Source organism: Burkholderia sp. 28_3 (assembly GCF_003253915.1).
Lineage (GTDB): Bacteria > Pseudomonadota > Gammaproteobacteria > Burkholderiales > Burkholderiaceae > Burkholderia > Burkholderia cenocepacia.
Genome location: NZ_QKZF01000017.1, coordinates 61607 through 74622, shown reverse-complemented (window position 1 = coordinate 74622; position 13016 = coordinate 61607). Strand labels below are relative to the sequence as shown.

The 13016-nt window shown below is 70.8% G+C and carries 15 protein-coding genes; 13 read left to right on the top strand and 2 right to left on the bottom strand.

Going from position 1 to position 13016, the window contains the following annotated elements:
- Positions 1-226 precede the first annotated feature (226 nt).
- The 11 genes from madL to DFS13_RS28205 all read left to right on the top strand — a co-directional run bounded on the left by madL (position 227) and on the right by DFS13_RS28205 (position 8990).
- Positions 227-622 (top strand): malonate transporter subunit MadL, encoded by a 396-nt coding sequence (gene madL / locus DFS13_RS28255; protein WP_006485307.1) that lies wholly within the window; start codon positions 227-229, stop codon positions 620-622.
- Positions 623-633: 11 nt separating this feature from the next.
- The gene (gene madM, locus DFS13_RS28250) at positions 634-1401 is read left to right on the top strand and encodes a malonate transporter subunit MadM (RefSeq protein ID WP_048989198.1); all 768 of its coding nucleotides are present in this window, start codon (positions 634-636) and stop codon (positions 1399-1401) included.
- Between the two features lie 133 nt (positions 1402-1534).
- Positions 1535-3181: a malonate decarboxylase subunit alpha gene (mdcA, locus tag DFS13_RS28245; RefSeq protein ID WP_012492488.1), complete on the top strand. Its 1647-nt coding sequence runs from the start codon at positions 1535-1537 to the stop codon at positions 3179-3181.
- A gap of 10 nt (positions 3182-3191) precedes the next feature.
- A complete protein-coding gene (gene mdcC / locus DFS13_RS28240; protein ID WP_006485317.1) occupies positions 3192-3506 on the top strand; it encodes a malonate decarboxylase acyl carrier protein in 315 nt (104 codons plus the stop codon).
- Entirely contained in the window at positions 3503-4438 is a 936-nt protein-coding gene (locus DFS13_RS28235; RefSeq protein ID WP_111442387.1) for a biotin-independent malonate decarboxylase subunit beta, read from the top strand. The genes mdcC and DFS13_RS28235 overlap by 4 nt, the downstream gene beginning before the upstream one ends.
- Positions 4425-5132: a biotin-independent malonate decarboxylase subunit gamma gene (mdcE, locus tag DFS13_RS28230; RefSeq protein WP_006497630.1), complete on the top strand. Its 708-nt coding sequence runs from the start codon at positions 4425-4427 to the stop codon at positions 5130-5132. The genes DFS13_RS28235 and mdcE overlap by 14 nt, the downstream gene beginning before the upstream one ends.
- Positions 5119-5787, top strand: coding sequence for a malonate decarboxylase holo-[acyl-carrier-protein] synthase (gene mdcG, locus DFS13_RS28225; RefSeq protein WP_111442386.1), 669 nt, complete (start codon positions 5119-5121; stop codon positions 5785-5787). The genes mdcE and mdcG overlap by 14 nt, the downstream gene beginning before the upstream one ends.
- Positions 5784-6650, top strand: a complete 867-nt coding sequence (gene mdcB / locus DFS13_RS28220) for a triphosphoribosyl-dephospho-CoA synthase MdcB (protein ID WP_111442385.1) — start codon at positions 5784-5786, stop codon at positions 6648-6650. Before mdcG ends, mdcB begins: the two co-directional genes overlap by 4 nt.
- On the top strand, positions 6647-7579 hold the full coding sequence (locus DFS13_RS28215; protein ID WP_111442384.1) for an acyltransferase domain-containing protein: 933 nt from the start codon (positions 6647-6649) through the stop codon (positions 7577-7579). The genes mdcB and DFS13_RS28215 overlap by 4 nt, the downstream gene beginning before the upstream one ends.
- A 116-nt stretch (positions 7580-7695) precedes the next feature.
- Entirely contained in the window at positions 7696-8217 is a 522-nt protein-coding gene (locus DFS13_RS28210) for a phospholipase D-like domain-containing protein (protein WP_034178402.1), read from the top strand.
- A 125-nt stretch (positions 8218-8342) separates the two neighbouring features.
- Positions 8343-8990, top strand: a complete 648-nt coding sequence (locus DFS13_RS28205) for a phosphoribosyltransferase (protein ID WP_111442383.1) — start codon at positions 8343-8345, stop codon at positions 8988-8990.
- 7 nt (positions 8991-8997) lie between these two features.
- Here DFS13_RS28205 and DFS13_RS28200 read toward each other — a convergent pair whose 3' ends face one another.
- On the bottom strand, positions 8998-10215 hold the full coding sequence (locus DFS13_RS28200) for a polyhydroxyalkanoate depolymerase (protein ID WP_111442382.1): 1218 nt from the start codon (positions 10213-10215) through the stop codon (positions 8998-9000).
- 172 nt (positions 10216-10387) lie between these two features.
- On the opposite strand from DFS13_RS28200, the gene DFS13_RS28195 reads away from it, so the two are divergent.
- Both DFS13_RS28195 and DFS13_RS28190 read left to right on the top strand, forming a co-directional pair.
- The gene (locus DFS13_RS28195) at positions 10388-11017 is read left to right on the top strand and encodes a glutathione S-transferase family protein (RefSeq protein ID WP_111442381.1); all 630 of its coding nucleotides are present in this window, start codon (positions 10388-10390) and stop codon (positions 11015-11017) included.
- 172 nt (positions 11018-11189) lie between these two features.
- Positions 11190-11396, top strand: a complete 207-nt coding sequence (locus DFS13_RS28190; RefSeq protein ID WP_006491323.1) for a hypothetical protein — start codon at positions 11190-11192, stop codon at positions 11394-11396.
- 110 nt (positions 11397-11506) lie between these two features.
- On the opposite strand, the gene proP is transcribed toward DFS13_RS28190, so the two are convergent.
- The gene (gene proP, locus DFS13_RS28185) at positions 11507-12997 is read right to left on the bottom strand and encodes a glycine betaine/L-proline transporter ProP (protein WP_111442380.1); all 1491 of its coding nucleotides are present in this window, start codon (positions 12995-12997) and stop codon (positions 11507-11509) included.
- Positions 12998-13016: the final 19 nt, after the last annotated feature.

Here is a 13016-nt window from a genome sequence, read left to right as displayed (position 1 = left end):
CGGGCGCGTAGCCCGTGTCGCGCCGCCGGCTGCTTCGGTCAGTCTAAGCCATCCGGCGTCCGGCCCGAAACCGCATCATCCCATCGACCCCGAGAACGTGCTCGCACGACGAGCCGCCGGGCCGCGGCGCCGCGCCGCAGGAGACAGACAGTCCGCCCGGGATCGGCGTGCGGGCCTGACTCCCGCACGCGTCAGGCGCCCGTCACGAAGAGACTGGAGACGACTCATGATCATCTACGGAACCGCGCTGCTGGCGTTCTGCCACCTGGCCGGACTGTTCCTCGGCGACCTGCTCGGCAGCGCGATCGGCGTGAAGACCAACGTCGGCGGCGTCGGCATCGCGATGCTGCTGCTGATCTGCCTGCGCTTGTGGCTGCACCGGCGCGGCTGGCTGCCGAAGGAGACCGAGGCCGGCGTCGGTTTCTGGGGCGCGATGTACATCCCGGTCGTCGTCGCGATGGCCGCGAACCAGAACGTCGTCGCCGCGCTGAAGGGCGGCCCGGTCGCGCTGCTGGCCGCCGTCGGCGCGGTCGCGATCTGCGCCTGCTGCATCGCGGTACTCGCGCGCACGGGGCGCGACGACACGGCCTTCGCGGGCGTGCCGCAATTCGAAGAACAATAACGGAGGCCGCCATGCTGCAGATGCTCGAAAAAACCGTCGCCCACAACGGGCTCGTCGCGTCGTTCGCGCTGGTCGGCCTGATCATGTGGCTGTCGTCGATCGCGTCGCGCAAGCTCACGTTCGGCCGCGTGCACGGGTCCGCGATCGCGATCGTGATCGGTCTCGTGCTCGCGTACGTCGGCGGCGCATTTACCGGCGGTGAGAAGGGGCTGGCCGACGTCAAGCTGTTCGCCGGCATCGGCCTGATGGGCGGCGCGATGCTGCGCGATTTCGCGATCGTCGCGACCGCGTTCGAAGTGCAGCCGACCGAGGCGCGCAAGGCCGGGCTCGTCGGCGTCGTGTCGCTGCTGCTCGGCACCGTGCTGCCGTTCATCGTCGGCGCCTGCATCGCGCGCGCATTCGGCTACACCGACGCGGTCAGCATGACGACGATCGGCGCGGGCGCCGTCACCTACATCGTGGGGCCCGTCACCGGCGCGGCGATCGGCGCGAGTTCCGACGTGATCGCGCTCAGCATCGCGACCGGGCTCGTGAAGGCGATCATCGTGATGGTCGGCACGCCGGTCGCGGCCAACTTCATGGGCCTGAAGACGCCGCGCTCCGCGATGATCTTCGGCGGGCTGGCCGGCACCGTCAGCGGCGTGAGCGCGGGCCTTGCCGCGACGGATCGCCGGCTCGTCCCGTACGGCGCGCTGGTCGCCACGTTCCATACCGGCATCGGCTGCCTGCTCGGGCCGTCGCTGCTGTTCTTCACGACGCGCGCGCTGGTCGGCGGGTAGGGCGATGCGACGCGGCCCGCGTGCGGGCCGCCCATCCATCGCGGCGTCCTCTGAGTCGCATTCTGCAACTTCATCAATCGACAGCGGCGCCAGGCTTAGAATGCCGCTGAACCCTCGAAGCGGAGAACTGTTCATGACGGGATGGAATCACGCGCGGCAGGCGCGCGATGCACGCCTCGCGGCCGGCGCGGCTTACGCGCAAGGCAAGCGGGTCGATGCGCGCGACACCGTCGCGCTGCTCGAAGCGGTGCTGCGGCCCGGCGACCGCGTGTGCCTCGAAGGCGACAACCAGAAGCAGGCCGACCTGCTCGCGACGGCGCTCGCCGACGTCGACAGCGCGAAGATCCACGACCTGCACATGGTGCAGTCGGGTGTCGTGCTGCCCGAGCATCTCGACGTGTTCGAGCGCGGCATCGCGAAGCGGCTCGACTTCGCGTATTCGGGCCCGCAGTCGCAACGCATCGCGAAGCTGCTGTTCGGCGGCAAGATCGCGCTCGGCGCGGTGCATACCTATCTCGAACTGTTCGCCCGCTACTTCATCGACCTCACGCCGCAGGTCGCGTTGATCGCCGCCGTGAGCGCCGATCGCGACGGCAACCTGTACACCGGCCCGAACACCGAGGACACGCCGACCGTCGTCGAGGCCACCGCCTTCAAGGACGGCATCGTGATCGCGCAGGTCGACCGCATCGTCGACAAGGTGCCGCGCGTCGACATCCCCGGCGACCGCGTGCATTTCGTCGTCGAGGCCGGCCGGCCGTTCTACGTCGAGCCGCTGTTCACGCGCGATCCGGCCGCGATCACCGAAACGCAGATCCTCACCGCGATGCTCGCGATCAAGGGCATCTACGAGCCCTATGGCATCAAGCGCCTGAACCATGGGATCGGCTTCAACACGGCCGCGATCGAGCTGCTGCTGCCGACCTACGGCGAAAAGCTCGGGCTGAAGGGCAAGGTCTGCACGCACTGGGCGCTCAACCCGCATCCGACGCTGATTCCCGCAATCGAATCGGGCTGGGTCGAGCAGATCCACTGCTTCGGTTCCGAGGTCGGGATGGACGACTACATCCGCGCGCGCTCCGACGTGTGGTTCACGGGCCCCGACGGGTCGCTGCGCTCGAACCGCGCGTTCTGCCAGACGGCCGGCCTCTATGCGTGCGACATGTTCATCGGCTCGACGCTGCAGATCGACCTGTCCGGCCACTCGTCGACGGTCACGGCCGAGCGGATCGCCGGCTTCGGCGGCGCGCCGAACATGGGCAGCGACGCGCGCGGCCGGCGCCATCCGAGCGAGCCGTGGCTGAAGGCCGGCGCGGAAGCCGACCCCGACACGCCGGCGGCGCTGCGGCGCGGCCGCAAGCTGGTCGTGCAGATCGGCGAGACGTTCGGCGACAAGAACGTGCCGATGTTCGTCGAGAAGCTCGACGCGCTGAAGCTCGCGGACAAGCTGCAGCTCGACCTCGCGCCGATCATGGTCTATGGCGACGACGTCACGCACATCGTCACCGAGGAAGGGATCGCGAACCTGCTGATGTGCCGCGACAAGGACGAACGCGAGCACGCGATCCGCGGCGTCGCCGGCTATACCGACGTCGGCCGCGGCCGCGACCGGAAGATGGTCGAGCGGCTGCGCGAGCGCGGCGTGATCCGCCGCCCGGAGGATCTCGGCATCGATCCGCTCGACGCCGACCGCCGCTGGCTCGCCGCGCGGTCGATCAAGGATCTGGTGCACTGGTCGGGCGGGCTCTATGCGCCGCCGGCCCGGTTCCGCAACTGGTGAGGAAGAGGGCATGGAACAGTTGAACTATCGCTTCACCGCGCGCGAACGCGCGAAGGGCGAGCAGGCCGCGGCGCTCGTCGGCGTGGTCGCGTCCGGCAATCTCGAGGTGCTCGTCGAGCGCGTGCTGCCGGGCAACGAATGCGAGATCGACATCCGCACCGCGGCCGTCGGTTTCGGCGCGGTCTGGCAGGCGGTCGTATCGGATTTCGTCGAACGGCGTACGCCGGGCGGCCTGAAGCTGTCGATCAACGACGGCGGCGCGCGGCCCGACATGGTGTCGCTGCGGCTCGCGCAGGCCGTGCGCGCGATCGAGGGGGACGCATGACGAACGACGTGATCCACGACGCACCGGCGTTCGTCGCGAACGCGGCGAGCTGGTACGAAGCGTCGGCGCGACAGCGCATCGACGGGCTGCTCGACGCAGGCAGTTTCACGGAATTCCTCGGGCCGGCCGAACGCGTGACGAGCCCGCACCTGCCGCTGTTCGCGCTGCCGCAGCAGTTCGACGACGGGATGGTGGTCGGGCACGGCCGGCTCGACGGCCGGCCCGTGTTCGTCGCCGCGCAGGAGGGCCGTTTCATGGGCGGCGCGTTCGGCGAAGTGCACGGCGCGAAACTCACCGGGTTGCTGCGCGCCGCGCGCGAAGTCGGCAAGCCGGTGCTGATCCTGTTCGATACGGGCGGCGTGCGGTTGCAGGAAGCGAATGCGGGCGAGCTCGCGATCGCCGAGATCATGCGCGCGCTCGTCGACGCGCGGGCCGCCGGCGTGCCGGTGATCGGGCTGATCGGCGGGCGCGCGGGCTGCTACGGCGGCGGCGGATTGCTCGCCGCGTGCTGTTCGGCGCTCGCGGTGTCGGAGCAGGGGCGCATCAGCGTGTCGGGTCCCGAAGTGATCGAGACCAATCGCGGCGTCGAGGAATTCGATTCGAAGGATCGCGCGCTGATCTGGCGCACGATGGGCGGCAAGCATCGGCGCTTGATCGGCGGCGCCGATCGCTACGCGGCCGATACGCCGGACGCGTTTCGCGCGGCCGCGCTCGATCTGATCGGCCGCGCGCCGACGTTCGATGCGGCGATGCTGCGCGCGGAACAGGCGCGTCTCGAAGCGCGGGTCGAACGGTTCGGCGGCTGCAACGATGCGCTCGACGTGTGGCGTGCGCTCGGGGCCGATCGGCCGGAAGCGATTCCCGGAATGTCCGACGATGAATTCGCGAAGCTGGCCGATCAACTGCAGGAGCCCCAGCATGACGCTCGATGAAGTACTGAACTCGCTGTTTCCCGCCGGCCATTCGATTGCGCGCAAGGGCGGCTTGCTGACGGGCCACGCGGCATTGGCCGGCACGCGCGTCGACGTGATCGGCGTGGCCGACCGCCTGCCGTTCGGCATCGACGAGGCGCTGACGCTCGCGTCGTGCGTGCTCGACACGATCGCGCGTGGCGGCGACACGCCGATCCTCGTGCTGGTCGACAGCGACAGCCAGCGGATGAGCAAGCGTGACGAACTGCTCGGCCTGAACGAAGGGCTGTCGCATCTCGCGAAGTGCCTGATGCATGCGGATCTCGCCGGGCACCGGACGATCGGCGTGCTGTACGGCCACACGGCCGCCGGCGCGTTCATCGCGACCGCGCTCGCGACGCGCACGCTGCTCGCGGTGCCGGGCGCCGAGCCGGAGGTGATGGACCTGCCGTCGATGTCGCGCGTGACCAAGCTGCCGATCGACGTGCTGAAGGAGATGGCGCGTTCGACACCGGTATTCGCGCCGGGGCTCGACAACCTCGTGAAGATGGGCGCCGTCGACGCCGTGCTCGATCCGTCCCGCGCGCTCGACGCGCAGGTCGGCGAATGGCTCGGCAAGCCGGCCGAGCGCATCGACCGGCGCGCGGCGCGCGGCCGGCCGGTCGCGACCGACGTCGCCGCCCGCGTCGAGGCACTCGCGCGTGCCGCACGCTGAGCTGCCGCTGCGCCGCCACACGCTCGTCACGCTGACGGCGGCCGGGTGGGGCGCGGCATTCGCCCGCGACCCCGCGCTCGCCGGTGATCCGCTCGTGCGTGCATGGGCCGAACGCGGCTGGCCGCTGATCGTGCGTCGCGCGTCGCCGGATGAAGCCGATGCCGGCCGCGTGCCGCTCGGCCTGCCGTTGCCGCCGTCGGCGGGCAAGCGGCGCATCGCGCTGAACGTGGCCGCCGACGCGCTCGCGATGATCGGCCCGCTGCCGACCTTGACGGACGTACTCGCCGCCGCGCCCGCGGCATGGCATGCGCCGCTGCACGAGCTCGCGGCGCTCGGCGCACGCTGCGGCGTGCAGGGTCGCGTGTTCGGCAGCCTCGCCTGGCAGGCGCTGACGGGCGAGCCTTACCTCGGCGCCTCGTCCGATCTCGATATCGTGTTTCCGCTGCCGGATCCCGCATCGCTCGCCCCGTTGCTCGACGGCCTCGCGGCGATCGACGCGCGCGCACCGATGCGCATCGACGGCGAACTGCTGCGCGCCGACGGCGCGGGCGTCAACTGGCGCGAACTGCACGCGCGGTTGCCCGAAGTCGCGGTGAAGACCGCGATTGCGGTCGAATTGATGCGCGCCGACGCCTTCACCGGAGGCCCGCGATGACCGCACGGGCTGCCTGCCGCGTAGCGGCGCCGTCCGATGCCGAACGCATCGCGGCGCTGGCCGAGCGCAGCCTCGTGCTCGAGATCGACACCTATCCGAAGCCGGGCCTCGTCAGCCACGTCGACACCGGCAGTCACACGGACATGGATGCCGCGACGTTCGCGCGCAGCGCCGCCGTGCTGCAGCCGTACTTCGCGGAACTCGCCGACGCGGGCGCGCGCGACGCCGACATGGCCGTGCTGCGGAAGATCGGCCTGCGCGCCGAGCACGCGATGCTCGCCGCGACCGGCGGCGTCAATACGCATCGCGGCGCGATCTTCGGGCTCGGGCTGCTGTGCGCGGCCGCCGGCCGGCGCGCGATGCCGAGCGCGGTGCCGGCCGGGACGACGCTTGGCGCGTTCGTGTCGCGCCGGTGGGGCGTCGAGATCCTCGGCGGCCCGCGTTTGCCGGACAGCCACGGCGAGCGCGCGAGCCGGCGCTACGGTGTCGGCGGTGCGCGTCGTGAGGCGGCCGACGGCTTTCCGACCGTGTACGCGGTCGGATTGCCGGCGCTGCGCCGCGCCCGGCGCGACCTGCCGGACGATCCGGAAGCCGCGCGGGTCGCCGCGTGTTTCGCGCTGATCGCCGCGCTCGACGACACGAATCTGCTGCACCGGGGCGGGCAGGACGGCCTCGATTTCGCCCGCGCGACTGCCCGTGCGTTCGTCGCGCGCGGCGGCGTGCGGGCGCGCGACTGGCGGCTGCGCGCGACGGCCGCGCATCGTGCGTTCGTGGCGCGCCGGCTGAGCCCGGGCGGGGCGGCCGACCTGCTCGCGATGAGCGTGTTCGTCGATGCGCTCGAAGCCGAACGGGACGCGCGATGACGCTGGCCATCCTGTGCTCGGGCCAAGGCGCGCAGCGCGCCGACATGTTCGACCTCACCGGGTCGGCGCCGCAGGCCGATGCACTGTTCGCGCATGCGGGCCGGCTGCTCGGCGACGATCCGCGCACGTGGGTCCGGCAGGCCGGGCCCGATGCGCTGCGGGAAAACCGTGCCGCGCAGATCCTCTGCACGGTCCAGGCACTCGCGGCGGCCGCGCTGCTCGACGCGGTGTGGCCGCGCCGACGCTGTGTCGCCGGCTACAGCGTCGGCGAGGTCGGCTCGTGGAGCGTCGCGGGGATGATCGGGCCGCACGACGCGCTCGACCTGGCCGATGCGCGGGCGCGCGCGATGGATGCCGCGAGCGGCGGCGACGAGCGGATGGTGTTCGTGCGCGGCCTGACGCGCGTGCAACTGGCGCAGTTGTGCGACGGTCGCGACGCGGCCATCGCGATCGCGAACCCCGGCGATGCGTTCGTGGTCGCCGGGCGGCATGCCGATGTCGATGCCGTGGCCGACGACGCGACGCGCGCCGGCGCGCTGCGCGTCGCGCCCGTCTGCGTGCGGATCGCGTCGCACACGCGCCGGCTGGCCGCCGCCGTGCCGGCATTCCGCGCGACGCTGGCCGCGACGCGCGTGCGCCGGCCGCCGCCCGGCACGCGGCTGTTCTCGGGAATCGACGGCGCGTCGGTGCTCGATGTCGATACGGGCCTCGACAAGCTCGCGCGGCAGATCGCGGAGCCGGTCGAGTGGGCAGCCTGCCTCGCCGCGTGCGTGGAGGCCGGCGCCACCGCGTTTCTCGAACTCGGCCCGGGGCGCGCGCTGGCCGAGATGGCGGGCGGCGCGTATCCCGCGTTGCCGGCGCGCAGCCTCGCGGATTTCCGTTCGGTCGACGGCGTGACGAGTTGGCTCGCGCGCGTCGCAGCCGGCTGATCGAGGGGGTGAAACCGGCGTGAAACCCGGTCGCCGCGCCCTTGTTTTGCCCGGTGTGTTGCGCCGGCGCAGCAGCGTCGCAGTCGCCCCTTGTCACGCGAATTGGCGCCGCTACAATGGCGCCCGCCATGAGACCAGCCGCCTTCTTTCTCGCCGCGCTTTGCTGCGCGACGAGCGTCCACGCCAGCCAGATTCCGTCCGACGCCGCATCGGTCGGCACGTACTTTTCGTATGACAACGCGGCGGCCGACGCGACCGTCGATCTGATCGAACAGGCCCAGCGCCGCGTGCTGCTGGCCGGCTATGCGCAGGTGCCGCCGGCTGTCGCGAGCGCGCTGCGCGCGGCCCGCGCGCGGGGGATCGAAGTGCGCGTCGTGCTGGTGCGCCCGCCGCGCGCGGGGAAGTACAGCGGCGCCGGTTATCTCAAATCCGCCGGTATCGACGTCGCGATCGATTCGCGGCATGGCGGCCCCGCGTCGCGCTTCTTGATCGTCGACGACAGCGTCGCGCTGACGACGCTGTCCGACGGCGCGGCCGCGCAGGCCGACACGGTGAACGTGTTCCGGCGCGCGCCCGAACTCGCGCAGTCCTACGCGCAGTCGTTCTGGCGGCTGTACCGGCAGGCCGGCGGCCTCTGACCCTTTCCTGCGGCGCCCCGTGCGCCGGTATGACCCTGCTTGCATCGGCGCGACCGATGAACCATCCTCGTTGACAGGCGCCGACGCGGCTTTCGCTCGTCCGGTGCAACGGCAGGGAGCCGATCGTGACCGAAAGCAGTTTTGCCGATCGCGCCGATGCCGGCCGCCAACTGGCCGATGCGTTGCGCGAATACGCGGGGCGAAGCGATGTCGTCGTGCTCGCGTTGCCGCGCGGCGGCGTGCCCGTCGCGTATCCGGTCGCATGCGCGCTGCGCGCGCCGCTCGACGTGCTGGTCGTGCGCAAGCTCGGCGTGCCGTTCGATCCCGAGCTCGCGATGGGCGCGATCGCGACGGGCGGCGCGACGCATCTGCAACGGTCGGTGATCCGCGCGATGGGCGTATCCGATGCGCAACTCGCCGACGTGATCGCGCGCGAGACGGCCGAACTGCAACGCCGCGAAGCGCTGTACCGCGGCGCGGTGCCGCCGCTGGCGGTGGACGGACGCATCGCGATCGTCGTCGACGACGGCATCGCGACCGGCGCATCGATGCGCGTCGCGCTGCAGGCGCTGCGCGAGCGCCACCCGGCGCGCATCGTCGCGGCGGTGCCGGTCGCGCCGGCGGGCGCGGCGCATGCGTTCGACGGGCTGGCCGACGCGTTCGTCACGGTGTCGCAGCCGCTGCGGTTCTTCGGGATCAGCCAGTTCTACGCGCGCTTCGAGCAGACGAGCGACGACGAGGTGCGCGCGCTGCTCGACGCGGCCCGTCCCTGACGCGCCATCAGTTTCGCCCGGTCCGGCGCGGGCTCGGTCGGGAGGCTTCCGCCGCCGCGAACACGCGCTGCAGCGCCGGATGGACGTTGCCGTGCCAGCGCGGCCCCGTAAACAACCCGTAGTGATCGCAATCGTCGATGTCGACGCGATGGCGCTCGTCGGTCGACAGGCCGCTGCACAGCTCGAGCGCCGCATGCGTCTGGCCGGCGCCGGTAACCGCGTCGCGGGCGCCTTCGACGGTCAGCAGCGCGACGTCGCGCAGCGCCGCCGGGTCGACGCGCCTGCCGTGCACGCGCCACGCACCGGTCGCGAGCAACATGCGCTGGAACACGACGTCGACCGTGTCGAGAAAATAGTCGGCCGGCATGTCGAGCAGCGCCGTGTATTCGCGCAGCGCACGCCGCGCGTCGGCAAGCCCGGTCATGTCGAAGCGGGAAGCCGCCAGCGCGTAGGTCTCGATCAGCGTCAGGAAGCGTTGCGGATACAGGAGCGCGATCTCGCCCTGTTGCAGATAGGTTGGAAACACGTGGCGGCCGTGCCCCGCGAAGCCGGGCGGCACGATGTCGATCAGGTGGCGCCGGCACCAGTCGAGCGAATGGGCGGCGGCCGCGGCGCCGAGCGCGCTCGGGTTCAGGCGGGCATCGATCGGACCGCCGATCAGCGTGATACTTGCGGGCGGCGCAAGGCCGCGCGCGGCGCGCAGCGCGAGTGCGCCGAGCGCCGGTACGGTCGCCTGGCATACGGCGACGACGTGTAGCGGCCGATCGTCGTGCTGGAGGGTGCTGACGAAGCCGTCGAGCATCGCGACGTATTCGTCGAGCCCGAAACGGCCTGCCGCGGGCGGCACGTCGCGCGCATTGCGCCAGTCGGTCACGCAGACGTCGCCATCGGCGAGCAGCGTTTCGGCGGTTTCGCGCATCATCACGGCCGCGTGCCCGACGAGCGGCGCGCACAGCAGCACCGTGCGGTGCGCATCGGCGTGCGCGAAGCGCCGCAGGTCGCAAAACGGGGTGTGCGCGACGATCTGCTCGCTGACGGCAGGCCACGCGAGGTCGAAGCCCGGCGGCGCGGCCTGCGGCCCGAGCAGCGGTTCGAACAGGTCGTCGTAGCACGATGACGCGGCGTGCGGCAGCGACGCCGCGGGCCATGCGTCGAACGCGTAGCGCGTCGCCGCGCGCCATGCGCGCATCCATTCCCGCTGCTGCTCGACGACGGCATACCACATGGCGGACCCTGGGGCGGAAGAGGCGTGAATCTCCATTATGGTCACAGTGGCCGGGCAGCGGGAGCCCGGTGCGCGGCCGGCTGATGCACATCAAGCGCACGGGCACGCTAGGCATTGCCGCGCGCCGCTGCTACAGTCGTCAGTCCCATTCCCTCGAAGCGGAGCGTTCGCGATGAAGCTGATCGGCATGCTGGATTCCCCGTTCGTGCGCCGCGTCGCCATTTCGGCGAAGCTGCTCGACCTGCCGTTCGAACACGAGTCGATCTCGGTGTTCCGTCATCTCGAGCGGTTCAGGACGCTCAACCCGGCCGTCAAGGCGCCGACGCTCGTGACCGACGGCGGCGCGACGCTGCTCGATTCGTCGCTGATCGTCGACTATCTCGACCACCTGGCCGCGCCGGAGCGGCGCCTGCTGCCCGACGCCGTCGAGGCCCGGCTGCGCGTGCTGGTGCCGATCGGGTTCGCGCTGGCCGCGGCCGAGAAAACCGTGCAGGTCGTCTACGAGCAGGCGCTGCGCCCGTCGGACAAGCAGCACGAACCGTGGGTCGACCGCGTGCTGAGCCAGCTCGAAGGGGCATACGGCGCGCTGGAACCACTGGTCGCGGCCACCCGCGGCTGGTTCGGCGGCGCGCGATTGCTGCAGTCGGACGTGACCGTCGCGGTGGCGTGGCGCTTCACGCAGTTCATGGCGACCGACTATCCGGTGCTCGCGCGGATCGATCCGGCCCGTTATCCGGCGCTCGCCGCGCATTCCGCGCGGGCGGAAGCGCTGCCGGCCTTCGTCGACACGCCGCTCGTCTAGGCTTCGAAGCGGGGCGCAGGGCTGTCGCACGCCGCTGTCGGCGGCCGCGCGGCCTTGTCCGGCAAGCCGCGGCCGATTGTTCTCAACGGCTGACAAGTGACTTCACATTCGCGCTGTTTATCCGGACCCGACCGATCCCTAGAATCCACTCCATCAAATCACGCATTGCCAGATGGAGCCGATGATGAAAGCCCTGATCGAATCGAGCCTGTACCACCCGTCCGTCGTGTTGCCGCTTGCCGCGCTGACGCAACTGATGGTCGAGCGCGATTTCAATCTCGGCCAGGTCGGGTTGATCATGGCCACGCGCGGTGCCCAGGCGGCGGTGTCGCGCTCGCGTGCGCTGATCTTCTGCCGCCATTGCGAAGCGCGCGCGTGAAGGCATCCGCATCGGAAGGATGAAAAAAAGCCCGGCCGGCGCAAGCCGGTCGGGCGGATCGGTTTCGATCGAGCCCCGGCTTCGGCCGGGGCTTTTTCATGGGGTGACGCTCACGCGCGGGCGGGAGTCGCGACGCCGTAGATTTCCTGTTCGTCGTCCTCCTCGCGCAACTGGCGCGCGAGCTGGTGTGCTTCGCGGCGCGTCGCGACGGCGGGCGGCGAGCCCTTCAGCGGCTGGCGCGCGGTTTCGGCGAGTGCGACGACCGACACGATGCCGATCAACGCGGCGCCCATCATGTAGTACGCGGGCATCATCAGGTTGTGCGTCACGTCGACGAGCCACGCGGTGACCAGCGGCGTCGTGCCGCCGAACAGCGACACCGACACGTTGAAACCGATCGCGAGCGCGCCGTAGCGGATCTCGGTCGGGAACAGCGCGGGCAGCGCCGACGGCATCACGCCGGTGAAGCACGACAGCAGCACGCCGAGGATCAGCAGACCGCCGAACACCGACGCGGTGGTGCCCGCATGGATCAGCATCAGCGACGGGATCGACAGCGCCAGCAGGCCCACGCAGCCGGCGAGCATCACCGGCTTGCGGCCGACCTTGTCCGACAGGCGGCCGGCGTACAGCGTCATCGGCATCATCAGCACCATCACGAGCAGCACCAGCACGAGGCTGTGCGATTCGTCGAAGTGCAGCGTCGACGACATGAAGCTCGGCAGGTACGACAGCACCATGTAGTCGGTCACGTTGAAGATCAGCACGAGGCCCACGCACAGCAGCAGTGCCCGCCAGTTGCGCAGCAGCGTTTCGCGGAAGCGCGCCTTCGGCACGGCCTTGTCCTGCGCTTCGCGCTCTTCGGCCTGGCGCTTGAACGCCGGCGTTTCCTCGAGCTTCATCCGGATGTAGAGACCGATCAGGCCGAGCGGGCCGGCGATCAGGAACGGCACGCGCCAGCCCCACGACAGCAGCGCTTCCTGCGACAGCGACGCGGTGAGCAGCGCGACGACGCCCGCGCCCAGCACATAGCCGATCAGCGTGCCGAATTCGAGGAAGCTGCCCATGAAGCCACGGCGCTTGTCGGTCGAGAACTCGGCGATGAAGGTCGCCGCGCCGCCGTATTCGCCGCCGGTCGAGAAGCCCTGCACGAGGCGGGCGACGAGCAACAGGACCGGGGCCATGATGCCGATCGACGCATAGCTCGGAATCAGGCCGATCGCGAAGGTGCCGACGGCCATCATGATCATCGTCGCGGCGAGCACGCGCTGGCGGCCGATGCGGTCGCCGAGCGGGCCGAACACCATGCCGCCGAGCGGGCGCACGAGGAACGCGGCCGCGAACGTGCCGAAGGTCGCGAGCAGCTGCGCGGACGGGCTGCTGGACGGGAAGAACACCTTGCCGAGCGTGACGGCGATATAGCTGTAGACGCCGAAGTCGAACCATTCCATCGCGTTACCGATGGCCATCGCGCTGACGGCGCGCTTGAGCAGGCTCTGGTCGACGACGGTGATGTCGTCCGCGGCGAGCGGGGCCTCGCCGGACGACGAAGCGGGGGAAGAGACAGCGGTCGGGCTGACGTGTGTTGCGGTCAAGGTCATGCACTCCTTTGACAGCGCC

Bases quoted from the DNA above. Each gene is read 5' to 3' on its own strand.
- DFS13_RS28190 (WP_006491323.1), top strand. From the start codon at position 11,190: ATGGAGCCGATGATGAAAGCCCTGATCGAATCGAGCCTGTACCACCCG.
- mdcC (WP_006485317.1), top strand. From the start codon at position 3,192: ATGGAACAGTTGAACTATCGCTTCACCGCGCGCGAACGCGCGAAGGGC.
- madL (WP_006485307.1), top strand. From the start codon at position 227: ATGATCATCTACGGAACCGCGCTGCTGGCGTTCTGCCACCTGGCCGGA.
- DFS13_RS28210 (WP_034178402.1), top strand. From the start codon at position 7,696: ATGGCGCCCGCCATGAGACCAGCCGCCTTCTTTCTCGCCGCGCTTTGC.
- DFS13_RS28195 (WP_111442381.1), top strand. From the start codon at position 10,388: ATGAAGCTGATCGGCATGCTGGATTCCCCGTTCGTGCGCCGCGTCGCC.
- mdcA (WP_012492488.1), top strand. From the start codon at position 1,535: ATGACGGGATGGAATCACGCGCGGCAGGCGCGCGATGCACGCCTCGCG.
- DFS13_RS28215 (WP_111442384.1), top strand. From the start codon at position 6,647: ATGACGCTGGCCATCCTGTGCTCGGGCCAAGGCGCGCAGCGCGCCGAC.
- mdcB (WP_111442385.1), top strand. From the start codon at position 5,784: ATGACCGCACGGGCTGCCTGCCGCGTAGCGGCGCCGTCCGATGCCGAA.
- DFS13_RS28235 (WP_111442387.1), top strand. From the start codon at position 3,503: ATGACGAACGACGTGATCCACGACGCACCGGCGTTCGTCGCGAACGCG.
- proP (WP_111442380.1), bottom strand. From the start codon at position 12,997: ATGACCTTGACCGCAACACACGTCAGCCCGACCGCTGTCTCTTCCCCC.
- mdcE (WP_006497630.1), top strand. From the start codon at position 4,425: ATGACGCTCGATGAAGTACTGAACTCGCTGTTTCCCGCCGGCCATTCG.
- DFS13_RS28200 (WP_111442382.1), bottom strand. From the start codon at position 10,215: ATGTGGTATGCCGTCGTCGAGCAGCAGCGGGAATGGATGCGCGCATGG.
- madM (WP_048989198.1), top strand. From the start codon at position 634: ATGCTGCAGATGCTCGAAAAAACCGTCGCCCACAACGGGCTCGTCGCG.